Origin of the sequence: Sphingomonas sp. 22176 (assembly GCF_052045505.1) — a bacterium.
Lineage (GTDB): Bacteria > Pseudomonadota > Alphaproteobacteria > Sphingomonadales > Sphingomonadaceae > Sphingomonas.
The window spans coordinates 790,402-815,525 of record NZ_JBQEPL010000001.1; the positions used below are offsets into that span (position 1 = coordinate 790,402).

The window sequence follows — 25,124 nt, forward strand, 5'->3', positions numbered from 1 at the left end:
GATTGGCGCGATGAGCTTTCGCAACATCTCGGCCTGGGCCATCCGCAACCCGGTCCCGCCGATCGTCCTGTTCCTGTTCCTCACCATCGCGGGGCTGGTCAGCTTCAGCCGCATGGACGTGAACAACAGCCCGGACATCGACTTCCCGATCGTGTGGATCTCGATCAGCCAGCCCGGCGCCGCGCCGAGCGAGCTGGAGACGCAGATCACCCAGAAGGTCGAATCCGCCGTCCGCAGCCTGCAGGGCATCGACGAGATCAACTCGACCGTCTCCGAAGGCAACACCCAGACGGTGGTGCAGCTGGCGATCGGCACCCCGATCGACCGCGCGGTGGAAGACGTGCGCAGCGCAATCCAGCAGATCCGCGGCAACCTGCCCGATGGCATTCTCGAGCCGCAGGTCGGCCGCGTCGACAGTGCCAGCAGCAACGACATCGCCAGCTTCACGGCGACCGCGACCGACATGACGGTCGAGCAGCTTTCCTGGTACATCGACAACACCGTCTCCAAGGAGCTGCTGTCGATCAGTGGCATGGCGGCGGTGCAGCGCAACGGCGGCGTCACCCGCGAAGTCAGCGTCGTGCTCGATCCGGTCAAGCTCGCCAGCTATGGCCTCACCGCAAGCCAGGTGAACCAGCAGCTCCGCCAGGTGAACCTCAACGCCGCGGGCGGCCGCGCGCAGATCTCGGGCTTCGAGCAGTCGCTGCGCGTCGTCGGCAATGCCAAGGACGCCTATACGCTGGGCCAGAGCCAAATCGCGACCGGCACCGGCCGTACCGTGCGGCTCGCCGATATCGCGACGGTGAAGGACGGCTTTGCCGAGCAGCGAAACTATGCGCGCTACGACGGCCATCCGGTGATCTCGTTCGACATCCAGCGCGCCAAGGGCGCCTCGGACGTCACGATCTACGAGGAAACGCAAAAGAAGCTGCAGGCGCTCCAGAAGAACAACCCCAACGTCCATTTCGAGCTGCTCGACAACTATAGCAAATACGCCAAGGAGCAGTTCGACACCGCGATGGAAGCGATGATCGAGGGCGCGGTGCTCGCCGTCGTCGTCGTGTTCCTCTTCCTGCGCGACTGGCGCGCGACGGTGATCTCGGCGCTGGCGATCCCGCTCTCGGCGATTCCCAGCTTCTGGTTCATGGACATGATGGGCTTCACGCTCAACCAGATGACGCTGCTCGCGCTCAGCCTGGTGGCAGGCGTGCTGGTCGACGACGCGATCGTGGAGATCGAGAACATCGTCCGCCACATGCGGATGGGCAAGTCCGCCTATCAGGCCTCGATCGACGCGGCGGACGAAATCGGCGTCGCGGTGCTGGCGACGACCATGTCGATCGTCGCGGTGTTCCTGCCGGTTAGCGTGATGCCGGGCATCTCGGGCCAGTTCTTCAAGAATTTCGGTCTCACCGTGGTCGCCGCTGTGCTGATGTCGCTGGCCGTGGCGCGCATGCTCACGCCGATGGTCGCCGCCTATTTCCTCAAGGCCCATGGCCATGTCGAACATGGCGGCGGGCCGGTGATGCGCGTCTATGTCCGTCTGCTCGAATGGACGCTGATGCATCGCTGGGTGGCGATCCTCGCCTACGTTCTCTCGCTCGGTGGCACGATCGGCCTGCTTGTCGGCATGCCGCAGACCTTCCAGCCGGCGCAGGACGAAGACACCGTTACCGCGACGGTCGAGATGGTGCCGGGCACCACGCTGGAGCAGACCGATCGGATCGTCCAGCAGGTCGCAGGCATCCTGCGCGCCGAGCCGGCGGTGCAGCATACCTATGCCCGCACCCAGGTCGGCAATGGCCGGGTCACCGCCACCCTCGCCGAGAAAAATACGCCGGGCCGCACCGAAACCAGCACCGAGTTCGAAAAGCGCGTGGCCCCCAAGCTGCTCGCCATTCCCGATGCGCGGGTGAATTTCCGCTCGCAGTTCGGCTGGGGCTCGTCGGGGCGTGACCTGACGATCACGTTGGGCGGCGAGGATCCGGAGCTGCTCAACAAGACCGCGCTCACCCTGATGAAGCAGATGGAGGGCCTGAAGTCGGTCGTCGCGCCGCGCATCTCGGGCGATCTGCAGCGGCCGGAGATCGTGATTTCGCCCCGGCTCGACCTCGCGGCCGATCTGGGCGTGACCACGGCCGCGCTGTCCAACGCGATCCGCGTTGCGACGCTGGGTGACATCGAGCAGAACAGCGCCAAATTCTCGCTGTCCGATCGCCAGATCCCGATCCGCGTCGCGCTCGATCAGGATTCACGCACCAAGCTCGACACGCTGCAGAACATGCGCGTGCAGACCCAGACCGGCGGTTCGGTGCCGCTCTCGGCGGTGGCGGATATCCGCTTCGCCGCGGGGCCGACCAAGGTCGAGCGCCTGAACCTGCAGCGCCGCCTGGTGGTGGGTGCCGACCTCGCGATGAACCCCGCGACGGGCAAGCCCTATGTCTCGGGCGACGTGATGAAGGAGATCCACAATCTCCCGGTCATGAAGCAGCTGCCGGTGGGCGTGGCCGAGATGACCGTGGGCCAGGCCAAGTGGCAGGGCGAGATGATCCAAAACTTCATCGTCGCGCTGGCATCGGGCATCTTCCTGGTCTTCGCGGTGATGGTGCTGCTGTATCGCCGCTTCGTCTCGCCTATCGTCAACATGGGCTCGCTGCTCAACGCGCCGCTGGGCGGGCTGATCATGCTGGCGATCCTCGGCATGCCCGTGTCGCTGCCGGTCTATATCGGCATGCTGATGCTGTTCGGCATCGTCGCCAAGAACTCGATCCTGCTCGTCGACTTCGCGCTGGAGGAGATGGAGAAGGGCGTGTCCAAGATGGAGGCGATCGTCGACGCCGGCCGCAAGCGCGCCCAGCCGATTGTGATGACCACGATTGCGATGGTGGCGGGCATGGTGCCGACGGCGCTGTCGCTCAACGGCGACTCGTCGTTCCGCGCGCCGATGGGCGTGGTGGTCATCGGCGGCCTGATCGTCTCGACGCTGCTCACGCTGGTGATCGTGCCTGCACTGTTCAGCCTCGCGGTGGGTCTGGAAGGCTGGCTCGGGCCGCGGCTCTCGCGGCGCCTGCTCACCTATCGTCCGGGTGACGACGGCAGCCGCGTGCTCGGGCCGGCGGGTGCGCACGGCGCGATCGACCACAAGCCCGGTGACGACGAGGTCCAGCCGGCGGAGTGAGTGGGCCCTGCAAATTCCCCTCCCGCTTGCGGGAGGGGTTAGGGGAGGGTGTGTAAGGGTAGCGGGCGAGGCGCTGGGGAGGGGCTGCTGTGCTGCAGCCTTGCTTCTTCCAAGTTCGCCCTCGCTTCCCGCACACACCCTCCCTCTGCCCCTCCCGCAAGCGGGAGGGGAGTTAACCCTCTGGCATCGCTGCCCCAGCGTCCCCACATCCTTTCCATGACCGCATATTCCCTGCTCGATCTGGTGCCCGTCGTCCAAGGCGGCACCGTGGGCCAGGCGCTCGCCAACGCCGCCGACCTCGCCGCTCATGCCGAGAAGCTGGGTTTCCAGCGCTACTGGATGGCGGAGCATCACGGCATGGAGGGCATTGCCAGCGCCGCGACCGCGGTGGTGATCGCGCATGTCGGCCACGCCACCAGCACCATCCGCATCGGTGCCGGCGGCATCATGCTCCCCAACCACTCCCCCCTGCAGGTCGCCGAGGCGTTCGGCACGCTCGATGCGCTTTTCCCCGGCCGAATCGATCTGGGCCTCGGCCGCGCGCCGGGATCTGACCAGCGGGTGTCCGCCGCCATCCGCCGCAATCTGGAGAGCGACGGCAACGACTTCCCGCAGGACGTGATGGAGCTGCAAAGCTATTTCGCCGATGACGGCCGCACCGGTATCCGCGCGACGCCCGGGGCGGGGGCCAATGTGAAGCTGTGGATCCTCGGCTCCAGCACCTTCGGCGCACAGCTCGCCGCCGCGCTGGGGCTGCCCTATGCCTTCGCCTCGCACTTCGCGCCGGGCCAGATGGACGAGGCGATCGCGGTGTATCGCCGTAATTTCCGCCCGTCCGAGGCGCTGGCCAAGCCGCACGTCATGCTCGGGTTCAACGTGTTCGGCGCGGACAGCGACGAGGAGGCGGAGTATCTGGCCAGCTCGCAGCAACAGGCGTTCGTCGCAATCCGCACCACCGGGCGCGGCATTCAGCTGCCGCCGCCGGTGCGCGGCTATCGCGAGAGCCTGGGCACGCAGGGCAATGCCGTGCTCGACCATGTGCTGTCGGCGTCGGCGATCGGCGGGCCCGCCAAGGTGCGCCGCGAGATCGAGGCGTTTCTCGAACGCACCCAGGCCGACGAGCTCATGCTGACCAGCGCGATGTTCGACCATCAGGCCCGCAAGCGCAGCCTGGAAATCGCCGCGGAGGCGATGCGCGCGGTCGAACCCGCCTGATCCATGGGGCGGCGTCCGCCGTGCGGTGCCGCCCGGCGGACGGTCAGGCCAGGGTGTCGATAACCAGGCCGGTCGACTTGGTGCTGCTGCTCTTGCTGGTGTCGCCCGACGCCGAATAGCTGGTGGCGTCTTCGGCCGTGTCTCGCAGCTGCTTCAGAAATTGCGAAACCGCGTCGGTCGTCGCATCGGCGGTGGTGGTGGTCGGGGTGGCGGCGGGATCGGTCTTCGTGTCGCTGTCCGCGTCGGCATCCTGCGCGGGGGCTGCGCCCTTGCCGCCATGCGCGCCGTGCGGCCCGTGCTTGCCGTGCGCGCCCTTGGTGAACATGGTCTTCAGCTCGCCTGCCTGGTCCTCGGTCAGCGTGCCGTCGTCGACCTGCTTCTGGATCAGGGCGTCCATCTTCGACTTCATGTCGCCGGCCGGCTTGGTGCCACTGCTGCGATCCGCTTCGAGGCTGGAGCCGATCGAATCGAGTGCGCTCGCCAGCGCGGTTTCGTCGGTAGCGCTGATCTCGCCCGACGAAACGGCGGCGGAAAGTCGGTCGTTCATGCGGTCCCGCGGCGGCTGAGGCGGGGTGGACGCGGTGCTCAGGGACGAAATGCTGATCATGGCTGCCCTCCAAATGGGGAAAATACCCCGGGGCACCGTACACCATTTGGGTTAACTATCGGTTGTCGTGACCGAGGCTTATCGAGCCTTACGGTGTCGCGCACGCATCGCGATGCATGCCGTCTGCACAGCCTGCATGGCACCGGAATTTCACGATATTGCAGGCTTGCAATCAGCCCGCGGCGGGCAGGCGGAGGCGGACGAGCAGGCCGCCCAGGTCCTCGCTCTCTTCCAGGCTGACGGTGCCGCCATAGATTTCGGCGACGTCGCGAACGATCGCGAGGCCAAGCCCGGTGCCGGGCTTGCCGGTATCGAGCCGCACACCGCGATCGAAGATGCGGATGCGGTCCGCCTCGGGGATGCCGACGCCGTCGTCCTCGACGAGGATCTCGACGAACCCCGAATCGAGTCGCGCGGTGACGAACACGCTGCCGCCGCCATATTTGGCGGCGTTCTCGACGAGGTTGCCGAGGATCTCGTCGAGATCCTGCCGCTCGATATGCGCCACCGAATCCTTCACCCCGTCCACGTCGATGCGGACATTGGGATAGAGCCGCGCCACCGCGCGCTCGACCGCCTCGATCGACGGCCACACCTCGGCACGGCTGTGCGCGCTGCCGCGGCGGCCGACCGCGCGGGCGCGGGCGAGGTGATGGTCGATCTGCCGCCGCATCGTCCGCGCCTCGCGGATCACCGTGTCGGGCAGGTCTTCCTGGCCGGCGGCGGCGGCGTTCATGATGACGCTGAGCGGCGTCTTGAGCGCGTGCGCCAGGTTACCGGCATGGCGACGCGCCTCCTCGGCCTGGCGGTCGTTATGCTCGACCAGGGCATTCAGCTCGTCGACCATCGGGCCGACCTCGGCCGGGAGGGGGCCGCCGACGCGCTGCGTGCGGCCGGCGCGCAGGTTGGCGATCTCGTGGCGCACCTTGCGCAAGGGGCGCAGGCCATACCAGGTCTGCAGCGCTGCCATCGCCACCAGCCCTAGGCCGAGCAGTGCGAAGCTGCGGACCAGCGTGCGGCGTACCGTGGCGATCTGCGCATCGAGTACGTCGCGGCTTTCCGCCACCTGGAAGCGCCAGCGCACCGGCGAACCGGGCAGGGTCAGGTCGCGCTCGGCGATGCGCAGCTTCTGGTCGGGGAATTGCGCACTGTCGTAGAAATGGATCTCACGGTCGTTGTTGACGTGATCGGCTTTCAGGCGCCGGTCCCATAGCGAGCGCGAGGGGAAAGGTTCGAAGCCGCTGCCGCTGATCTGCCAATAGGCGCCCGAGTTCGGTTCGAGAAAGCGCTGGTCGGCCAACTCGCGGTTGAGCACTACCTCACCGTTCGACCCAACTTCGGCCGAGACGATCATCGACGAGACGAGATAGTCGAGCTGATCATCGAAGTTGCGGGTGATCGCGTCGGTCAGCACCCGGCTTAGCGCGAGTCCGCCGCCGACCAGCAGCAGCAGGATCCACGCTGTCGCGACGAGGAGCATGCGCCGGCTGACGGAGCCGGTGACACGCACCGGCCGATACCCGCGCGCCTCTGGCTCGGCGGGAGCGGACGCTGCCGCCTCGGGCTCGTCATCGAGAGTCGGCGTCGCGTCCACCATCAAGGCCTCAAGTGAAGCTGGCTTCGTCGAGGCTGTAGCCGAGACCGCGGATGGTGGTGATCACATCGGCACCCAGCTTCTTGCGGATGCGCGTGACGAACACTTCGATCGTGTTCGAATCGCGATCGAAATCCTGGTCGTAGATATGCTCGATCAGCTCGGTACGGCTCACCACCTTGCCCTTGTGGTGGAGCAGGTAGCTGAGCAGCTTGTACTCCTGCGCGGTCAGCTTCACCGGCTCGCCCGCCTTGGTGACCTTGCCCGAGCGCGTATCGAGCCGGATGTCGCCCGCGGTCAGCTCGGCCGAGGCATTGCCCGAGGCGCGGCGGATCAGCGCGCGCAGGCGGGCGATCAGCTCCTCGGTCTGGAACGGCTTGGCGACATAGTCATCGGCGCCGGCATCGAGGCCCGCCACCTTGTCCGACCAGCTGTCGCGCGCGGTGAGCACCAGCACCGGCATGGTGCGGCCTTCCTTGCGCCAGCGATCGAGCACGGTCAGCCCGTCGATCTCGGGCAGGCCGAGGTCGAGGATGATCGCATCATATTGCTCGGTCGAGCCGAGGAAATGGCCTTCCTCGCCGTCGGTCGCGAGGTCGACGGCATAGCCCGCGCCCTCCAGCGCGGTGCGCAGCTGGATCCCGAGATTGGGTTCGTCCTCGACGATCAGAAGTCGCATTCGCTGTTCCGTCCTTTTCTTGTGGTCTGCTCAGCTGCCCATGCGGCGGAGGATCTGGCCGGTATGGCCGTCCACCTCCACCCAGATCACCGATCCATTGCGCAGGAACTTGAGTGTGTAAACGTCGTGCTCGGGATCATAGTCGAACCCGAGATATTGCGCGCCCGGCATGCGGGGAATCACCCGCCGCTCGATCTCGCGCGCCGGCAGATTCTGGCCGCGAAGCCGCCGCTCGCGCGCCGCACGTTGGCCGTCATCCTGCTCGGCGCCGATCGGGCGCGCGATGACCGGGCTCGTGAGCGCGAGGCTCGCGAGACACGCGATCAGAACGGGTTTGACCAACATCGGCATGGGAATGGCATAGGGTCCGGGCATTGAATAGCCCCTGAACATGAACGCCCGCCGCGGTTCTGCAATTGTGGCATTGGTGCATCGCGGCGGCCCATGCCTGGCCGCTTGCGGGGAGGCCCGCCGCCTCCTAGGTGCTGCACCATGGCTGCTCCGGTGCTTTCCTATGAAGGGCTGGGTCTCGTTCAGGGATCCGGCTGGCTTTTCCGCAATCTCGACCTGCATGTCGGCGAGCGCGATCGGCTCGCGCTGATCGGCCGCAACGGTGCGGGCAAGACGACCCTGCTCAAGCTGATCGCCGGCGCGATCGACAGCGACGAGGGCCGCCGCACCATCGTGCCCGGCACCCGCGTGATCCTGCTGGAGCAGGAGCCGCGCATGCTCGGCTGCACCACGCTGATGGATTATGTCCTCTCCGGCGACGATGCGCCCGCCCAGCACGAGGCCGAGGCGATCGCCGACCAGCTCGGCATCGACCTGTCCCGCGAAGCCGCCACCGCCTCGGGCGGCGAGCGCCGCCGCGCGGCCATCGCCCGCGCGCTGGCGCAGAATCCCGACGTGCTGTTGCTCGACGAGCCGACCAACCATCTCGATCTCGGCGCGATCGAATGGCTCGAGGACTGGCTGACGCGCTACAAGGGCGCCTTCGTCGTCATCAGCCACGATCGTACCTTCCTTACGCGCCTTACCCGCCAGACGCTGTGGCTCGATCGCGGTTCCATCCGCCGCGCCGAGATCGGTTTCGGCGGGTTCGAGGCCTGGACCGAGCAGGTCTATGCCGAGGAGGAGCGCAACGCCCAGCGGCTCGACGCCAAGCTCAAGATCGAAGAGCATTGGCTCCAGCGCGGCGTCACCGGCCGCCGCCGTCGCAACCAGGGCCGCCTCGCCAAGCTGAAGGAGATGCGGGCCGAGCGCGCCGGCATGGTCGGGCCGCAGGGCACCGCCGCGCTCGCCACCGCCGCGGACGGCAACCAGACCAAGGTGGTGATCGACGCCAAGCACGTCACCAAGCGCTTCGGCGAGCGGACGATCATCAAGGACCTGACCTTCCGCGTCACCAAGGGCGACCGGATCGGCATCGTCGGATCGAACGGGGCGGGCAAGTCGACGCTGCTCAAGATGTTGACCGGCGAGCTGCAGCCCGACGAGGGCACGGTCAAGCTCTCGCAGACGCTGGATGCGATCATCATCGACCAGCAGCGCAGCCTGATGGCGCCCGACAAGCGCGTCCGCGACGTGCTGGCCGATGGCGGCGACTGGATCGACGTGCAGGGCGCGCGCAAGCACGTGCACGGTTATCTCAAGGAATTCCTGTTCGATCCCAGCATTGCCGAGGCGCGGATCGGCACGCTCTCGGGCGGCGAGCGCTCGCGCCTGCTGCTCGCGCGCGAATTCGCCCGGCCGTCCAACCTGCTGGTGCTCGACGAGCCGACCAACGATCTCGATCTCGAAACGCTCGACCTGCTCCAGGAAGTGATCGCCGATTATGCCGGCACGGTGCTGATCGTCAGCCACGACCGCGACTTCCTCGATCGCACCGTCACGGTGACGCTGGGGCTGGACGGCAGCGGCACGGTGGACGTGGTGGTCGGCGGCTATGCCGATTGGGAGGCCAAGCGGCGACCCAGGAACGAGGCGAAAAAGGCGGGCAAGCCCGCCGCCGCTGCGCCTGTGGCCGAGGCCCCCAAGGCGCGCACCAAGCTCACCTACAAGGACCAGCGCAATTACGAGCTGCTGCCCAAGCGCATCGAGGAGATCGACCAGACGATCGCCCGTGACGAGGCCGCGCTCGCCGATCCGGCGCTCTACACCAAGGATCCGGCGAAGTTCGCCAAGCTGAGCGAGGGCATCGCCAAGCTCCGCGACGAGAAGGATGCGGCCGAGATGCGCTGGCTGGAGCTGGCAGAGATGGTCGAGGGTCTGGCCTGAAGCCTCAAACGACGAAGCCCGCCGGATTGCTCCGGCGGGCTTCGCGCTACCAGGGAGGCTGGAAGCTCAGTTGGCCGCGTAGCGGACCTTCACCGAACGGCGCGACGCGCGGAGCATGCCGCCGATCATGCCGAACCCGGCGATCATCAGGCCCCAGCTCGCCGGTTCCGGCACGGCCGACAGCGCGGTTGCCGAGAAGCTGGTTGCGCCGTTGCCCTGCGTGGTCAGGGTCAGCAGCGCCGCCGTGTCGTCATAGCCTGCGATGCGGAAGGTGCCCGATGCGATCAGCTTGAGGCTGCCGCCGGCGCTGTCCGCCGAGTAGGTGACCGACTGGATCGTCTTGAGGTCGAAGAAGATCGACGAGCCGATGTCGAAGAACGACGCAACCGGGCCGCCCGTGAAGGTCGGCAGGTCCTTGATCGTGCCGCAAGGCCCGATGCAGGTGATGCCCGAGAACACGCCCGTCGTGCCCAGCGCGGCGAAGATGGTGCCCGGTGCGCCGCCGTCGCCAGCCGGCGTGCCCGTCACGCCGAAGTTGTAGAAGTCGAGACCGGTGGCGGCGCCCATGCTGGTCGCACCGACCGGGCGGACGAAACCGTTGAAGCTGATCTGTCCCAGGATCTGCGCGGCCTGCGCGGGGACGGCCGCGCACAACAAGGCTGCCGCGGCAGCAATCTTCGTATGAATACGCATTGGCGCACCCTTTCCTTTGATAACGGTGATGTCAGCGACTCGGCTCTGCGGCCGTTAACCCACCGTTAAGTTAATGAAAGAACACGACAATAACGTTCTAATAGATGAAGATGCGAAGGTCTGCATTGTGCAGTGCAGTGCGATCAGTGCCGAAACCGAGGTAATCGGCGCCAAACTCAGGTTTGCGAGTGCAAACGATCGCGCATTCGTCTCTCATCTACGAGTATAAGAGACGATAACGATGACAAGTCGAAACGTTATCGCAACGTTGCTGCAACTGCGTTGCCATCTTTCTGCTTGTCCCACAGATGACACAACGCTGTGTTTTTTCGAGACAAGTCCGAAAAAAATCTCTGCCGCAGCGACGATCAGATCTGCTTGCCCTGCTGCCCCGCCAATTCGACGACATATTGCCAGGCCACCCGCCCGGAACGGCTGCCGCGCCGTGTCGCCCATTGGATCGCGTCTTGCGGCTCGAAGACCAGCCCGTGCGCCTCGGCATAGCCGCGGACGATCGCGACATAGGTGTCCTGGTCGACGACATGGAAGCCGAGGGACAGGCCGAAGCGATCGGCCAGCGCGAGATCGTCGTCGATCGAATCGCGCGGGTTGATCGCGCTGGACTGCGCGTCGATGTCGCGGGGGAGCAGATGGCGGCGGTTGGAGGTGACCAGCAGCCGGCAGGTCGCAGGCCGCGCCTCGGCGCCGCCTTCGAGCAGCGAGCGCAGCGCCCGGGCATCGGCGGCGGCGTCGAAGCCGAGATCGTCGAGGAAGATCGCGAAGGGGCGAGCGGTGGTGGCGAGCAGCGCGAACAGATCGGGCAGGGTCTCCAGATGCGTCGTCGCCGCCTCGACTAGCGCGAGCCGGCCGCCCTGTGCCTGCACCTCGGCCACCGCGCCCTTGACCAGCGCCGACTTGCCGGTGCCGCGCGCGCCCCACAGCAGCACGTCCTGCGCGGCATGGCCGGCGGCGAGCCGCTCGAGATTGGCCAGCAATGCGGTCCGCTGCTTCTCCACGCCTTGGAGCAGCGCGAGCGGGGTGGGGGCGAAGGCGCGCGCCGGCACGATGTCGCGGCCGCGCCACACATAGGCAGGGTGCGCCTCCAGATCGGCGGGCGGGGCAGGGGGCGGCGCCAGCCGTTCGAGCGCTTCGGCGATGCGGATCAGCGGATCGGTCATGGCCGCGCTATAGCGCAACGCGGCGGCGGCGGGAGGGGGCCTTCTTTACTCCCCCTCCCGCAGCCGGGAGGGGGAGTAAAAGGTCAGCCCGCCGTCACTTCTTTGTTCCGCCAGAAGTCCTGGACGATCTCCCAGCCTTCCTCGGCGGTTTCGCAGAAGCGGAACAGGTTCAGGTCGCGCGGCGAGATCACGCCCTCGTCGCACAGCGCCTCGAAATTGACGACGCGGTTCCAGAATTCCTTGCCGTAGAACAGCACCGGGATCGGGTCGACCTTGCCGGTCTGGATCAGCGTCAGCAGCTCGAAGCTTTCGTCGAACGTGCCGAAGCCGCCCGGGAACACCGCAACGGCGCGCGCATGCAGCAGGAAGTGCATCTTGCGCAGCGCGAAATAGTGGAACTGCATGCTCAGGCCCGGGGTCACATACGGGTTCGGTGCCTGTTCGTGCGGCAGCACGATGTTGAGGCCGATCGTCTCCGCGCCGACGTCGCGGGCGCCGCGGTTCGCCGCTTCCATGATCGACGGACCACCGCCCGAGGTGACGACGAAGTGCCGCTTGCCCGCCGAGTCGATCGGGAAGTTGCTCGCCAGCCGGCCGAGTTCGCGGGCGACGTCATAATATTTGGACTTGGCGACCAGGCTCTCGGCGATGCGCTTCTGCTGCTCGGTCTCGGCGAGCGCGAGCACGGCTTCGGCCTTGGCGGGCTCGGGGATGCGCGCCGAGCCGTAGATCACGAAGGTCGAGGCGATGTTCGCCTCGTCCAGCAGCAGCTGCGGCTTGAGCAGCTCCAGCTGGAAGCGAATCGGCCGCAGGTCCTCGCGCAGCAGGAAGTCCATGTCCTGGAAGGCGAGCCGGTAGGCGGGATGCTCGGTCTGCGGGGTGCCGGTGGCGGTGTTGGCGGCTTCGGCTTCCTGCTGGGCAGGGCGGAAGACGCGCGACGGGACTCTCGTATCGCTCATCGACCGCGGATTAGGCGCATCCGCTCCGCTTGGAAAGCCTTAGGCGCAGAAGGGGCCGCGCCCCATATCGAGATGGAAATGGTCACGGTGCACGTAATTATAGTTCGGGCTCAGTACGGTAGCGAAACGTCTGCAGGCGGATCCGTGGATCGTCTCGAGGAAGCGATGAATGGCCGGATCGGGGTTCTGCCAGTCCTTGAGGATGGTGATCCGCCGCCCGTCCTTGAGCACGAAGCCCGAGACGTCGACTGCATTGGCGCGGCCATGCTCGGAAAGCTTGGTCGAGGCCTGCGCGCTGCCGACGATCGCGCGGCAGACATAGGTACCGAACGTGTCCACCCGCACCAGGTCGCTGCCGAGGATCTGCCGCGCCGCCGGGGCAACCGCATACTGCACCCAGCCGGTAAACGCGCGGGCGAGCGGGCAGCGCATGCCCTTGATGCCGCCCACCGGCACGCCGATGTCGATCAGCTGCACCGCCCCTTCGACGATGCAGCCGCCGCCATAGTCGCGATCGGGCATCGCGCTGAACCGCACGCCCGCGCGCGACAGATCGGTGAAGCATTGCTGCGTGTCGCGCGGCGTCGGCCGGTTGAGCGTGATCGGCGGGCTGCCGCGCGGGCGGGTAGGGGCCGGGGCCGGGCGTTTGTCGCTGCCACCGCTGCCGAAGATACAGGCCGAAAGCAGCAGGGGCAGGGCCAGCACCGCCAACGGAAACACACGCGAGAACGCCATGGGGCTGCACCCTACGCGACTTCGGCGACGGCGCGAACCACGGTTCGTCGCATCGGCGAATCGCTTCGTCAGCGCGTCGCTTCGATGAAGCGCTCGCCGAGCGCGGCGGGGACGCGGAGCAGTCGGCCGGTGGCGCGGTCGAGCAGCGCCCAGGTGGTTACCGCCTCGACTCGAACTTTTCCGTCATCGCCGAGGAAGCGGACATGGCGGTTGAAGCGGGCACCGCGCGGCGCCTCGGGTACCCAGGTCTCCCCGGTCACCGTCTCGCCGGCGCGGACATTGCCGCGATAGTCGATCTCGTGCCGGGTGATCACCCAGACATAGGCAGCCTGCTCCTCCGGCGTGGCGAGGCTGTCCCAATGCGCGACTGCGATGTCCTGGATCCACCCCACCCACACGGCATTGTTGACGTGCCCCAACACATCGATGTCGGCAGGCGTTGCAGTGATCTGGCGGGAGAAGCGGGGCATCATCAATCCTCGGACGGTAACCACGAAGGGTAGCGCGTCGTTCACCCAAAAGGGAGCAGGGTCCACGCCATGCTGCCGCGCCGCCCTTCCGCCCTGTTCCGCAGCCGCTGGGCGGCCTTGCTCTGGGCGGCGGGGGTATTGTGGACCGCGGTGAGCGTCGCGGGGATCGGCAAGGCGCCGAGCCACGCGGTACAGGCCGAGAACGCCACCGACGTGACGGGGCAGCCGATCGATAACGAAGATCTGGCGCTGCTCCGCAACGTCATCGGCGGCTGATTACTGCCCTGGCGCTCACTGGGCCGGCTTGCCGGGATCGGCCTGGAACTTGACCGCGCGAATGTGCCAGGCCTTTTGCTCCGCGGTAGCGCCGTCGATGTCGCCCGCGCGATGCAGCGTCACCTCGCCGAGCTGATAGAAGGGTTTGCCCGTCGCCTTGATGCGCGCATAGACCTGCACCGGCACGGTGACATAGCGCTGGCCGGCCCCCGCCTCGATCTGCCCCGGCGCGCCGATATTGACATGATATTCCGAATAGGGGGCGAAGCGCGCCGCGAACGACTTGGCATCGCCGCCCGAGGCCTTACCGCCGTCGCTCCACAGCGCCCAAGCCTGATCATACCGGCCGCTTTCGATCAGCGCATAATAGGTCTGCACGACATTGGCGGCGCCCTGCGCACTGTCCGGGGTGAACTTTGCCTCGCTGACCGGCGTGCGGTCATCCGGCAGGCCCCCCGGCTGGCCCGGGGCGGGCGGGGTGAGCGGTTCGAGCTGTTCGTTGCCCGGCGCAAGTTCGGTCGCTGCCGGCGCGGTCTGGTTGACCTCGGCCATGCTGGTGTCGTTGGTCGTGTTGTCCGCTGCCGGGGGCAGGCCCGACGAACACGCGGCGAGCGAACAAGCGGCAAGCAGGGCAGGGGTCAGGCGCATCCGGGTCTCTTCCACATCGGGGATGTGCGAACGAGCCACCGGATGCGCCGGTTCCTCGCGGGTTTCCCGCCGGCCCTCAGGGGCGCAGCGCGACGTCGTCCGGATCGTCGAGTTCCTCGTCGAGATCGTCCTCGTCGACATCCTCGTCATCGAAATCGTCCTGGATGTCGTCCTCGTCGAGGTCGTCCTCATCCTCGTCCGCGTCGTCGTCTTCCTCGCCGATCTCGTCGTCCGCCATCGACAGTTCGTCGAGATCGTCGTCGTCGTCCTCGCTGCCGCCGAGATCGGGGTTGAGGTCGGTCAGCAGCGCGCCGTCGTCCGGCCCGTCGCCGGTCACCTCGAGAATTTCGGCGCGCTGGCTCTCGTCATAGCCTTCCGCGTCATACACGTCGTCGCTGGGACCCTGGGTGCCGCTCATCGCCAAACCTCATCACTGGCCCGGCGGGGATCGCCGGGGTTCGAATGCGCAACGGCGCTGGCCCCGGCTGCGTTCCGACTCAGCTCGGGCGGAACATCCGTCCGCGTTCCGTTACCGCTACTACCACGAGCGAGAGCCCACCCATCAGCAGAAAACCACTATACAGGGGGATGGTGGTGCCATCGAAGGCCTGACCGATCGCCGCGCCGATCAGCGCGCCGGCGATGGTGGTGACGAAGCCCTGCAGGCTGGAGGCGGTGCCGGCGATGGCGCCCATCTTCTCCATCGCCATCGCCGAGAAGTTGGAAGTGGCGAGGCCGAAACACGCCATCATCAGCGCCTGCAGCGCGGCGAAGCTCCACAGCGTCTCCAGCCCCAGCACGGTGACCGCAAGATGGATCCCGGCCAGCAGGGTGAGTAGGGAAAGCGCGGTGTGCGATATCACGCGCGTACCCAGCCGCATGACGATGCGCGAATTGAGGAACGAGCCCACCGCCATCGTGCCGGCGACGCTGGCGAACACGGTGGTCAGCAGCTCTGGGCGATGGAACACGTCGGCCATCAACTGCTGGACCGATCCGATGAAGCCGAACAGCGCACCGGAGAGCAGCGCGGTGGCGATCGTGTAGCCGACCGCCGCCCGATCGCGCAGCATCACGCCATAGTCGGCGAGCACCCGCGCCGGCTGGAGCGACTGGCGGGCATCGGCCGCCAGCGTCTCGGGCATGCGCAGCCCGAACCATAGCAGGACCAGTGCGCCGATCCCGCCGATGCCCCAGAAGATCGTCCGCCAGGATCCGCCGGCGGCCAGGATGATCTGCCCCACGGTCGGTGCGAAGATGGGGGCGGCCATGAACACGATGAACACCAGGCTCATCACCCGCGCCATCGCGCGGCCGGCATAACAGTCGCGCACCAACGCGACGGTGACGACGCGCGAGCCCGCCGCCGCCGTGCCCATCGCCACCCGCGCGACCAGCAACAGTACGAAGCTGCCGGAGATCGCGGCGATCCCGCTCGTCACCACATAGCAGCCAAGCGCGATCAGCAGCACCGGGCGCCGCCCGAATCGATCGGAGAGCGGGCCGTACAGCAGCTGCGCGGTGCCGAAGCCGATCAGGAACGACGTGATCACGAACTGGCGATGGTTGGCCGATTCGACGCCGAGGCTGGTGCCGATCGCGGGCAGCGCGGGCAGCATCGAATCGATGCCGAGCGCGGTCAGCGCCATCAGCGCGGCGGCAAGCGTGACGAATTCGGCGAAGCGCAGCGGGGCCTGGCCGGCCGAGGCGGTGCTCAGGTGCGGGGCGTTCATGCCCAGCCCATGGCGCAAGCCTTCCCCAACGTCACCCTTTTTCCGGTTGACGTAGATACCCGCGCAACAACATTGCGATGTGCAACCGCCGCAGGAGTATCCGCATGAATCGCCGTTTTGCACCCCTGTTGCTGCCGATCGCACTCGCCGCGTGCCATGGCAGCGCGAATATCAACTTTGACGGCAACGACAGCGACGGCAACAGCGTCATCTCCACCGACGCGAACGGCCGCATCCAGATCAAGGCGCCGGGCGTCCAGGGCTCGATCACGCTGCCCAAGATGCCGCTCGATGCCAAGAATTTCGACATCGACGGGGTGACGCTCTATCCCGGATCGACGCTGAAGAACCTGAAGGTCAACGACAACCAGGGCGACAAGGACGGCCAGGTGATCGTCGAGTTCGAGAGCCCGGCGGCGCCGACGGTGGTGCGCGACTGGTTCCGCGACAACATGACCAAGCAGGGCTTCAAGGTGACGACCAAGGACGATAACCTGATCGGCACCACCGATGACGGCCAGCCCTTCGCGCTCCAGCTCGGCGCGAGCGGCGATGCCAAGACCAAGGGGCTGATGCAGGTCGGCCACTGATCCCGGTCGGGACAGGGCGCCGGCCATTGGGAATGTTCCCAGGCTTGTTAGGGCGGTGGTGGCGGGATTAACCGCCGGTTTTTGCGTTCGGAGACTGTGATGTTGGATACCCTGGCCGAAATTCCGGTGCTGTCGCTGGCGGCGCAGGCGAACGATCCGGAGGGCTTTGCCCAGGCGTTCGGCGGATCGTTCCAGCGCTTCGGCTTCGCCGTGGTGCGCGATCACGGCGTGCCGCAGGAGCTGATCGAGCGCGCCTGGACGCTGACCAAGACGTTCTTCGACCTGCCCGAGGAAGAGAAGCGCGGCTATTTCCTGCCCGGCGGCGGCGGCGCGCGCGGCTATACCCCGTTCAAGACCGAGATCGCCAAGGGCGCGACCCATGTCGACCTCAAGGAGTTCTGGCATATCGGCCGCGAGCTGTCCGCCGGACACCGCTTCAGCGACGTGATGGCGCCGAACGTCTGGCCGAATCAGCCCGAGGGCTTCCGCGAAACCTTCATCGAGCTGTTCGCCGCCTTCGACACCGCCGGCGACAAGCTGCTCTCGGCGGTCGCGCGCTATCTCGGCCTGGCGCCGGACTGGTTCGACACGGCGGTGAAGGACGGCAATTCGGTGCTTCGCCTGCTCCACTATCCGCCGGTCGCCGCCGACGCACCCGAGGTGCGGGCCGGCGCGCATGAGGACATCAACCTGATCACGTTGCTGCTCGGTGCCGAGGAAGCCGGGCTCGAGCTGCTCGACCGCGACGGCAAGTGGCTGGCAGTGAAGCCGCCCGAAGGCGCGATGGTGATCAACGTGGGCGACATGCTCCAGCGGCTGACCAACCATGTTCTGCCCTCGACCACCCACCGCGTGGTCAATCCGCCGGCCGAGCGCCGCGGCCATTCGCGCTATTCGATGCCGTTCTTCCTGCATCCGGCACCCGATTTCCTGATCAAGACGCTGCCCGGCTGCGTGAGCGCGGAGAATCCGAACCGCTATCCGGAGCCGATCACCGCGCATGATTATCTGCACGAGCGGCTGGTCGAGATCGGGCTGATCAAGAAATAAACAGCGCGTGGCGGTGCTCGCCTGCGACAAAATCTGTCTTTCCTTCTGGGAAGGGAAGGCGCTAGGGACGGAAGGCGGCGGTGGAGCGGAATGCTCTGCCGCCGTCTTGCTGTAGAGTTTTAGAGGAACGAGGAATGGCGGAAGCGTTGCGCGTGGCATTGGCGGGGCTCGGTACGGTGGGTGGCGGCGTGATTCGCCTGCTCGACGCCAATGCCGAGCTGATTAGCCGCCGCGCCGGCCGCCCCATCGAGGTGGTCGCCGTTTCCGCCCGCGACCGCACCAAGGACCGCGGCATCGACCTGTCGCGCTTCGACTGGGTCGACGATCCCGTCGCGCTGGCGCGCCATGCCAAGGGGGACGTGGTGGTCGAGCTGGTCGGCGGGTCGGACGGCCCGGCGCTGGCCCTCGCCCGCGCGGCGCTGGGGGCCAGCAAGAGCTTCGTCACCGCCAACAAAGCGATGATCGCGCATCACGGCCTGGAGCTGGCGCAGGCCGCGGAAGACGCGGCCGTGGCGCTGAAGTTCGAGGCAGCGGTTGCCGGTGGCGTGCCGGTCATCAAGGGGCTCCGCGAGGGCGCTGCCGCGAACGAGATTGCCCGTGTGTACGGCATCCTCAACGGCACCTGCAATTTCATCCTCTCGAAGATGGAGGCCGAGGGCCGCGACTTTGCCGAGATCCTCGCCGAGGCGCAGGCGCTCGGCTATGCCGAGGCGGACCCGACCTTCGACATCGACGGCATCGATGCGGCGCACAAGCTGTCGATCCTCGCCAGCATCGCCTTCGGCACCCAGCCGGCGTTCGGCGACCTGAAGGCGAGCGGCATCCGCCATATCCTCGCGGCCGACATCGCCGAGGCAGCGACGCTCGGCTACCGGGTGCGGCTGCTTGGCATCGCCGATGCGGGCCCGCACGGGCTGTTCCAGCGCGTCCATGCGCATCTCGTGCCGCTCGGCCATCCGCTGGCGCATGTCACCGGTTCGACCAACGCGGTGGTGGCGGAAGGTAATTTCGTCGGCCGCCTGCTGTTCCAGGGTGCGGGCGCCGGCGACGGCCCGACGGCGAGCGCGGTGGTTGCTGACCTGATCGATATCGCCCGCGGCGAATACGGCCCGCCCTATGCAATGCCGGCGGCGGCGCTCGTCTCGCAGCCCGCGGCAGACAGCGGCGAGCGGCGTGGGCGCTCCTATGTGCGGTTCACCGTGGCCGACCGGGTCGGCGTGCTGGCGGAAATCGCCGCGGCGATGCGCGACGCGGGCGTCTCGATCGAGAGCCTGATCCAGCGCGGCGTGAGCCCGGACGGCAGCGCGCTGGTCGCGATCGTCACCCACGAGGCGCCGGAGCGGAGCATCGCCCAGGCGCTGGAAAAGCTGCGGGGCTCGCAGAGCCTCACCGGCGAGCCGATGTGGATGCACATTCTCGACGCGTGAGCGCTGCCCCACCGGGGCCGCAGCCGGTTCAGTAGTCGAGGCGGAGCAGCTGGCGGCCGCTCCCCGGGCACACCGGCATGCCGGTGCGATTGCAGCTCGGTCCCTGCGCTGCCTTCAGCATTTCGAGCTTCCGGTCGACCAGGGGCGCCGGCCCGCTGGCGACGCGGAAGCGCTTCCGTGTCGCGCGGGTGCGGCAGTCGCGGTCGACGTCGCAGGGGGTGATCAGCGCGGATCGTTCGGGATGCGGCCGCGCCGAGCGCTTGAGCGTCGCGCGGATCACCCGCGGCCGCGAAAATTCCGCCGCGCGTCCTGTGCCCGTCATGGTTGCACCGTGAAGTGCCAGCGCGATCAACAACATATGCCCTCCTGTTGTGTCCCGCTGAAGCAACGCGCCGAGGCGATGCGGGTTGCGCAACCGTGCAAATGTTGCAGCGCGATTAGGGCGCAAGCTCCCGCTGCTGCATCTTCACCTTGCCGTCGAGGCCCATCGTCGCGGCGAGGCCGACGCTGCCGCATTTCACCGTGAAGGCGCCTTCGCCGCACGGCGTGATCCCCTGCTGGGCGGGATCCCCGATCAGCCGGTTGAGCCGCGCCGCATCGGAATCGCGGCCGAGGTTCGGAGCGACGAAGGGCACCCGATAGCGATCTGCCTCGCGCCGCGAACAGACGACGATCTCGCCCTCGTCATTCGGGGTGCGGCACGGAATTTCGGCGCGCGTCAAGCTATGATAGTCCGCGAGTACCGTGGTGACGGTGCTCTGTTGCGCGATCAGTAGAAGCGGCAGCAACATCGTGTCGATTCCCCATGCCCACGTGCAAAATAGCGCGAACTCATCTGAAAAGCACTAAAGTCCTTCGCAGTTTTTCTGACAACGTTAGCACTGCTCGACAGGGGGTAAGCTGCCCCGTATCGCGATGCACAAATCGAAAGGGAATCCCGAACCCATGCCGAACGCAAGCCAAGTTCTCGACCGTGTCCTCGTGCTCGAAATGGTGCGCGTCACCGAAGCAGCGGCGATTTCCGCCTCCAGCCTGGTCGGGCGGGGGGATGAAAAGGCCGCCGACGCCGCCGCCGTGGAGGCGATGCGCGAGGCGCTGAACCAGCTCTACATGGACGGCACCGTGGTGATCGGCGAGGGCGAGCGTGACGAGGCGCCGATGCTCTATATCGGCGAGAAGGTCGGTTCCGCGATCGGCAAGGGCCCGAAGATCGACATCGCGCTCGATCCGCTGGAAGGCACCACAATCACCGCCAAGGCCGGCCCCAATGCGCTGGCCGTGCTCGCCGTCGCGGAAGAGGGCAATCTGCTCAACGCGCCCGACGTCTATATGGACAAGATCGCGGTCGGCCCCGGCTATCCGCAGGGCGTGATCGACCTCACCAAGACCCCGACCGAGAATGTCGAGGCGATCGCCGCCGCCAAGGGCGTGAAGCCCAGCGAGATCATCGCCTGCGTGCTCGATCGCCCCCGCCACGAGAAGCTGATCGCCGAGCTGCGCAGCATCGGCTGCGGCATCATGCTGATCCCGGACGGCGACGTGGCAGGCGTGATCGCCACCACCGATCCCACGACCACGATCGACGTGTACATGGGCCAGGGCGGCGCGCCCGAGGGCGTGCTGGCCTGCGCGGCGCTGCGCTGCGTCGGCGGCCAGTTCCAGGGCCGGCTCGTCTTCCGCAACGACGATGAGCGCGCGCGGGCGGCGAAGTGGGGCATCGAGGATCTCGACAAGGTCTATGTGCTCGAGGAGCTCGCCAAGGGCGACTGCATCTTCGCGGCGACCGGCGTCACCGATGGCTCGCTGCTGGCCGGCGTGAAGCGGGTGAAGGGCAAGATGACCACCGAGAGCGTGGTGATGCGCGCCAGCTCGGGCACGGTGCGCTGGGTTAAGGGTGAACACCGCATCGACTAACCGGTAAGAGCGGCGCCGCCGGCTTGATCCCGGCGGCGTCTTGCCGCACCACGTCACCCTCGCTTTCTGGGGGATCGACGAACATGCGGCACTGGCTGGTTACGGTAGCACTTGCGGCGCTTGCCGCCCCTCTCGCGGCCGCCGCGCCGCCGCAGCTCACCCCCACCGCCACCGACGCGCCCTTCACCTTTGAAGAGGCGATGATCCCGATGCGCGACGGGGTGAAGCTTCACACCGTCATCCTGCGGCCCAAGGGCGCCACCGGCCCGCTGCCGATCCTCTTTCAGCGCAGCCCTTACGGCTCTCCCGATGCCGCGCCCGGACGCGTGCCGAACAGCTGGGCGCCGCTGGTGCGTGATGGTTATATCTTCGTGTTCCAGGACATGCGCGGCCGCTTCAAGTCCGAGGGCGGGCCCTTCACCCTCTCCACCGAAGTGAAGACCGGCAAGGGCGCCGTCGACGAGGCGACCGACGCCTATGATTCGATCGACTGGCTGGTGAAGAACGTGAAGCCGAACAACGGCAAGGTCGGCATGTGGGGCGTTTCCTATCCCGGCTTCACCGCCGCCATCGCGCTCGCCAAGCCGCATCCGGCGCTCAAGGCGACCAGCCCGCAGGCCGCCTGGATCGACTATTGGAAGAACGACGATCTCCACCGCTGGGGCGCGATGCGGCTCACCTATGCCAGCGACTGGGTGAACGGGCTGCAGGCCGACAAGACCAACAACGAGGGGATCAGCCTCTACGATCGCTACGATACGTACGACTGGTTCCTCCACGCCGGCTCGCCCGACGATATCGAGAAGAAGTATTTCAAGGGCCGGGTGCCGCGCTTCCGCGAAATGATCGAACATCCCGATTATGACGACCATTGGAAGAAGCAGGTCTGGTCCAACGCGCTCGGCAAGACGACCGTGCCGACGCTCAACGTCGCCGGATACTGGGACCAGGAAGATCCCTGGGGCAGCTGGAAGATCTGGGAAAAGCAGCGCGCCAACGATCCGAACAAGCTGGCGCTGATGGTCGCCGGCCCCTGGGCGCATGGGGTGTGGCAGTCGCCGGCCAACAGCCTCGGCCGGATTCCGTTCGGCGTCGACAGCGGTACGCAGTTTGTCGAGCAGATCGAGGCCCCGTTCTTCGCCTATTGGCTGCACGGCACCGGCACCAAGCCCGACTTCGCGCTGAAGAGCTTCCAGTCCGGTTCGTGGCAGTGGAAGACCTATCAGCGCTACCCGCTCCCCAATGCACAGGCGACCAACCTGTACCTGCGCGGTGATGGTTCGCTCAGCTTCACCGCGCCGGCGGCGGGCGAGGGGTGTCGCGACTATGTGAGCGATCCCGCGCGCCCGGTGCCGTTCCGCCCGCGGCCGATGTCTGCCACCTATGCGACGCCCGACTGGCGCTGGTGGGAAGCCGAGGACCAGCGCTTCGTCGACGATCGGCCCGATGTGCTGAGCTATGTTTCCGCGCCGCTGGACAACGACCTGACCGTCACCGGCGCGGTCACCGCCAAGCTGATGGCCGCGACCAGCGGCACCGACAGCGACTTCGTCGTCAAGCTGATCGACGTGTTCCCGGAGAACTATGAGAAGGCACCCACTGCGCTCGGCGCCTATGCCAAGGGCCTGAACGGCTATGAGCTGCCGATCGCGATGGAGATCCGCCGCGGCCGCTACCTCAAGAGCTTCGAACAGGCGACGCCGCTGGTGCCCGACCAGGTGACCGCCTGGGACTTCCCGCTGCGCGACCATGACCATGTGTTCAAGAAGGGCCACCGCATCATGGTGCAGGTCCAGTCGAGCTGGTTCCCGGTGATCGACCGCAACCCGCAGACCTTCGTGCCCAACATCTACAAGGCCAAGCCGGAGGACTATCGCAAGGCGACCCAGCGGGTGTGTGCGGGGTCGGCGGTGACGCTGCCGGTGGTGCGGTGATCTGATGTCTTTAGCCCCTCCCCTTCAGGGGAGGGGTTGGGGTGGGGCAGGGTCTCACAGAGACCAACGGGCGTTCTGGAATCCCTCCACCCCAACCCCTCCTCCCAGGAGGAAGGGCTGAAGTTAGCCGCTCAGTTCTTCAGCCGGTACCCGGTGCGGAAGATCCACACGATCAGCCCCAGGCACAGCAGCAGGAAGATGCCGGTGAACCCCAGGCTCCAGGCGATGTCGACATCGCCATGCCCGAAGAAGCTCCAGCGGAAGCCGCTCACCAGATACACCACCGGGTTGAACAGGCTCACCGTGTGCCAGGGCTCGGGCAGCATATCGATCGAGTAGAAGGCGCCGCCCAGGAAGGTCAGCGGGGTCACCAGCAGCGAGGGCACGATGTTGAGCTGCTCGAAGCTCTTCGCCCAGATGCCGATGATGAAGCCGAACATGCTGAAGGTCACCGCGGTCAGCACCAGGAAGGCGAGCATTGCCGCCGGATGATCCACCCGCAGCGGCACGAACAGCGCCGAGGTCGCTAGGATGATCAGCCCGATCACCACCGATTTCGTTGCCGCGGCCCCGACGAACCCCACCACCAGCTCGATCGCCGAGATCGGTGCCGACAGTAGTTCGAACACGGTGCCGGTGAACTTGGGGAAGTAGATGCCGATCGAGGCATTGGCGATGCTCTGCATCAGCAGCGACAGCATGATCAGGCCCGGCACCAGGAAGCTGCCGTAATTCACCCCGTGGATCGCATCGATCCGGCTGCCGATCGCCCCGCCGAATACGACGAAATAGAGCGAGGTCGTGATCACCGGCGTCGCGATCGACTGCCACAGCGTGCGGATCGTGCGGGCCATCTCGAACTTGTAGATCGCCCAGATGCCGGGAAAGTTGATGCCGTTCATGCCTGCGCCCCCACCAGGTCGACGAAGATGTCCTCCAGGCTCGACTTGGACGTGTCGAGATCCTTGAAGGCGATGTTGAGGTCGTGCAGCTTGCGCAGCAGCGACGGGATGCCGGTGCGCTCGGCTTGCGCGTCGAAGGTGTAGCGCAGCTTGTGGCCCTGGTCGGCGAGGCTCAGCTGCCATTCGCCGAGCTCGGCCGGGATGACGGCGAGCGGCTCGACCAGGCTGAGGTCCAGCTCGCGCTTGCCGAGCTTCTTCATCAGCGCAGTCTTTTCCTCGACCAGCAGCAGCTTGCCCTTGTTGATCACGCCCACCCGGTCGGCCATTTCCTCGGCCTCTTCGATATAGTGGGTGGTCAGGATGATCGTGGTGCCGCGGTCGCGCAGGCGGCCTATCAGCTTCCACATGTCGCGGCGCAGCTCGACGTCGACGCCGGCGGTAGGCTCGTCGAGGAACAGGATGTCGGGTTCGTGGCTCAGCGCCTTGGCGATCATCACCCGGCGCTTCATGCCGCCGGACAGCTCCATGATCTTGGCGTCGCGCTTATCCCACAGCGACAGGTCCTTGAGGAGCTGGTCGCAATAGGCGTGGTCCGGCGCCTTGCCGAACAGCCCGCGCGAATAGCGCGCGGCGGATCCGACGCGCGAGAACATGTCGACCGCGATCTCCTGCGGCACCAGGCCGATCTTGGAGCGCGCGGGCCGCGGCTGGCGGATCGCGTCATGCCCGTCGACCAGGATGGTGCCGGTGCTGGGCGTGACGATGCCGCAGATGATCGAGATCAGCGTGGTCTTGCCCGCGCCGTTAGGCCCGAGCAGCGCGAAGATCTCGCCGCGGTTGATGTCGAGATCGACATGGTCGAGCGCGGTATGGCCCGACGCGTAGGTCTTGGAGACCTGGCGTAGCGACAGGATGGGTTGCATGGATGGTGGCCCCGGCCGGAAGGAGCCCGTTAGCTAGGGTGGCGTTCATCCTGGGGCAAGGTGGCGCCTCCCGCGAAATCAAGTGTTTCTCGCCCGCCCACAAGGGTTTCCTCCCCCTAGCGGGGAGGATACGCTTTCAGCT

At 66.8% G+C, this 25,124-nt stretch carries 25 protein-coding genes; 9 read left to right on the forward strand and 16 right to left on the reverse strand.

What is annotated here, in order from left to right; genetic code table 11:
- Positions 1-10 precede the first annotated feature (10 nt).
- Together ACTJKY_RS03705 and ACTJKY_RS03710 are read left to right on the forward strand one after the other, a co-directional pair.
- Positions 11-3,178 carry an efflux RND transporter permease subunit gene (locus ACTJKY_RS03705; RefSeq protein ID WP_440844264.1) on the forward strand — a complete coding sequence of 1,056 codons (3,168 nt, stop codon included), beginning with the start codon at positions 11-13 and terminating at the stop codon, positions 3,176-3,178.
- A 216-nt stretch (positions 3,179-3,394) separates the two neighbouring features.
- On the forward strand, positions 3,395-4,393 hold the full coding sequence (locus ACTJKY_RS03710; protein ID WP_440844265.1) for an LLM class flavin-dependent oxidoreductase: 999 nt from the start codon (positions 3,395-3,397) through the stop codon (positions 4,391-4,393).
- A gap of 43 nt (positions 4,394-4,436) precedes the next feature.
- Here ACTJKY_RS03710 and ACTJKY_RS03715 read toward each other — a convergent pair whose 3' ends face one another.
- From ACTJKY_RS03715 to ACTJKY_RS03730, 4 genes are all read right to left on the reverse strand, one after another.
- Positions 4,437-4,940, reverse strand: a complete 504-nt coding sequence (locus ACTJKY_RS03715; RefSeq protein WP_440844266.1) for a hypothetical protein — start codon at positions 4,938-4,940, stop codon at positions 4,437-4,439.
- Positions 4,941-5,172: 232 nt separating this feature from the next.
- Positions 5,173-6,597 carry a sensor histidine kinase gene (locus tag ACTJKY_RS03720; protein ID WP_440844267.1) on the reverse strand — a complete coding sequence of 475 codons (1,425 nt, stop codon included), beginning with the start codon at positions 6,595-6,597 and terminating at the stop codon, positions 5,173-5,175.
- A gap of 7 nt (positions 6,598-6,604) precedes the next feature.
- A complete protein-coding gene (locus ACTJKY_RS03725) occupies positions 6,605-7,273 on the reverse strand; it encodes a response regulator transcription factor (protein WP_064310484.1) in 669 nt (222 codons plus the stop codon).
- Between the two features lie 30 nt (positions 7,274-7,303).
- A complete protein-coding gene (locus tag ACTJKY_RS03730; protein ID WP_315381936.1) occupies positions 7,304-7,624 on the reverse strand; it encodes a hypothetical protein in 321 nt (106 codons plus the stop codon).
- Positions 7,625-7,765: 141 nt separating this feature from the next.
- Between ACTJKY_RS03730 and ACTJKY_RS03735 the strand changes: the two genes are divergently transcribed.
- Positions 7,766-9,550, forward strand: coding sequence for an ABC-F family ATP-binding cassette domain-containing protein (locus ACTJKY_RS03735; RefSeq protein ID WP_440844268.1), 1,785 nt, complete (start codon positions 7,766-7,768; stop codon positions 9,548-9,550).
- 66 nt (positions 9,551-9,616) lie between these two features.
- Here ACTJKY_RS03735 and ACTJKY_RS03740 read toward each other — a convergent pair whose 3' ends face one another.
- From ACTJKY_RS03740 to ACTJKY_RS03760, 5 genes are all read right to left on the reverse strand, one after another.
- Positions 9,617-10,243, reverse strand: a complete 627-nt coding sequence (locus ACTJKY_RS03740) for a PEPxxWA-CTERM sorting domain-containing protein (protein WP_440844270.1) — start codon at positions 10,241-10,243, stop codon at positions 9,617-9,619.
- 368 nt (positions 10,244-10,611) lie between these two features.
- Positions 10,612-11,421, reverse strand: a complete 810-nt coding sequence (locus tag ACTJKY_RS03745) for an ATP-binding protein (RefSeq protein WP_440844271.1) — start codon at positions 11,419-11,421, stop codon at positions 10,612-10,614.
- 83 nt (positions 11,422-11,504) lie between these two features.
- Positions 11,505-12,380 carry an LOG family protein gene (locus ACTJKY_RS03750; protein WP_440844272.1) on the reverse strand — a complete coding sequence of 292 codons (876 nt, stop codon included), beginning with the start codon at positions 12,378-12,380 and terminating at the stop codon, positions 11,505-11,507.
- A gap of 39 nt (positions 12,381-12,419) precedes the next feature.
- A complete protein-coding gene (locus ACTJKY_RS03755; protein WP_440844273.1) occupies positions 12,420-13,115 on the reverse strand; it encodes an extensin family protein in 696 nt (231 codons plus the stop codon).
- Positions 13,116-13,183: 68 nt separating this feature from the next.
- The gene (locus tag ACTJKY_RS03760; protein ID WP_440844274.1) at positions 13,184-13,585 is read right to left on the reverse strand and encodes an acyl-CoA thioesterase; all 402 of its coding nucleotides are present in this window, start codon (positions 13,583-13,585) and stop codon (positions 13,184-13,186) included.
- A 69-nt stretch (positions 13,586-13,654) separates the two neighbouring features.
- Between ACTJKY_RS03760 and ACTJKY_RS03765 the strand changes: the two genes are divergently transcribed.
- Entirely contained in the window at positions 13,655-13,861 is a 207-nt protein-coding gene (locus tag ACTJKY_RS03765; protein WP_440844276.1) for a hypothetical protein, read from the forward strand.
- Positions 13,862-13,876: 15 nt separating this feature from the next.
- Here the strand turns inward: ACTJKY_RS03765 and ACTJKY_RS03770 are convergent, their stop codons facing one another.
- From ACTJKY_RS03770 to ACTJKY_RS03780, 3 genes are all read right to left on the reverse strand, one after another.
- The gene (locus ACTJKY_RS03770; protein WP_440844277.1) at positions 13,877-14,548 is read right to left on the reverse strand and encodes a hypothetical protein; all 672 of its coding nucleotides are present in this window, start codon (positions 14,546-14,548) and stop codon (positions 13,877-13,879) included.
- A 37-nt stretch (positions 14,549-14,585) separates the two neighbouring features.
- Positions 14,586-14,927: a DNA primase gene (locus tag ACTJKY_RS03775; RefSeq protein ID WP_440844278.1), complete on the reverse strand. Its 342-nt coding sequence runs from the start codon at positions 14,925-14,927 to the stop codon at positions 14,586-14,588.
- A gap of 79 nt (positions 14,928-15,006) precedes the next feature.
- Positions 15,007-16,242, reverse strand: a complete 1,236-nt coding sequence (locus ACTJKY_RS03780) for a multidrug effflux MFS transporter (protein WP_440844280.1) — start codon at positions 16,240-16,242, stop codon at positions 15,007-15,009.
- 104 nt (positions 16,243-16,346) lie between these two features.
- On the opposite strand from ACTJKY_RS03780, the gene ACTJKY_RS03785 reads away from it, so the two are divergent.
- The 3 genes from ACTJKY_RS03785 to ACTJKY_RS03795 all read left to right on the forward strand — a co-directional run bounded on the left by ACTJKY_RS03785 (position 16,347) and on the right by ACTJKY_RS03795 (position 19,309).
- A complete protein-coding gene (locus ACTJKY_RS03785; protein WP_440844281.1) occupies positions 16,347-16,832 on the forward strand; it encodes a hypothetical protein in 486 nt (161 codons plus the stop codon).
- A 99-nt stretch (positions 16,833-16,931) separates the two neighbouring features.
- A complete protein-coding gene (locus ACTJKY_RS03790; RefSeq protein WP_440844283.1) occupies positions 16,932-17,882 on the forward strand; it encodes an isopenicillin N synthase family dioxygenase in 951 nt (316 codons plus the stop codon).
- Between the two features lie 134 nt (positions 17,883-18,016).
- Positions 18,017-19,309 (forward strand): homoserine dehydrogenase, encoded by a 1,293-nt coding sequence (locus ACTJKY_RS03795; protein ID WP_440844285.1) that lies wholly within the window; start codon positions 18,017-18,019, stop codon positions 19,307-19,309.
- A gap of 28 nt (positions 19,310-19,337) precedes the next feature.
- On the opposite strand, the gene ACTJKY_RS03800 is transcribed toward ACTJKY_RS03795, so the two are convergent.
- Positions 19,338-19,667 carry a hypothetical protein gene (locus tag ACTJKY_RS03800; protein WP_440844287.1) on the reverse strand — a complete coding sequence of 110 codons (330 nt, stop codon included), beginning with the start codon at positions 19,665-19,667 and terminating at the stop codon, positions 19,338-19,340.
- 79 nt (positions 19,668-19,746) lie between these two features.
- Positions 19,747-20,100, reverse strand: coding sequence for a hypothetical protein (locus ACTJKY_RS03805; protein ID WP_440844289.1), 354 nt, complete (start codon positions 20,098-20,100; stop codon positions 19,747-19,749).
- A gap of 154 nt (positions 20,101-20,254) precedes the next feature.
- Here ACTJKY_RS03805 and glpX point away from each other — a divergent pair, with 154 nt between their 5' ends.
- Together glpX and ACTJKY_RS03815 are read left to right on the forward strand one after the other, a co-directional pair.
- Positions 20,255-21,223, forward strand: coding sequence for a class II fructose-bisphosphatase (gene glpX / locus ACTJKY_RS03810; protein ID WP_440844290.1), 969 nt, complete (start codon positions 20,255-20,257; stop codon positions 21,221-21,223).
- An 83-nt stretch (positions 21,224-21,306) separates the two neighbouring features.
- On the forward strand, positions 21,307-23,157 hold the full coding sequence (locus ACTJKY_RS03815; RefSeq protein ID WP_440844291.1) for a CocE/NonD family hydrolase: 1,851 nt from the start codon (positions 21,307-21,309) through the stop codon (positions 23,155-23,157).
- Between the two features lie 131 nt (positions 23,158-23,288).
- Here ACTJKY_RS03815 and ACTJKY_RS03820 read toward each other — a convergent pair whose 3' ends face one another.
- Positions 23,289-24,059: an ABC transporter permease gene (locus ACTJKY_RS03820; protein ID WP_084583680.1), complete on the reverse strand. Its 771-nt coding sequence runs from the start codon at positions 24,057-24,059 to the stop codon at positions 23,289-23,291.
- Positions 24,056-24,982, reverse strand: coding sequence for an ABC transporter ATP-binding protein (locus ACTJKY_RS03825; protein ID WP_440844293.1), 927 nt, complete (start codon positions 24,980-24,982; stop codon positions 24,056-24,058). Before ACTJKY_RS03825 ends, ACTJKY_RS03820 begins: the two co-directional genes overlap by 4 nt.
- Positions 24,983-25,124 lie beyond the last annotated feature (142 nt).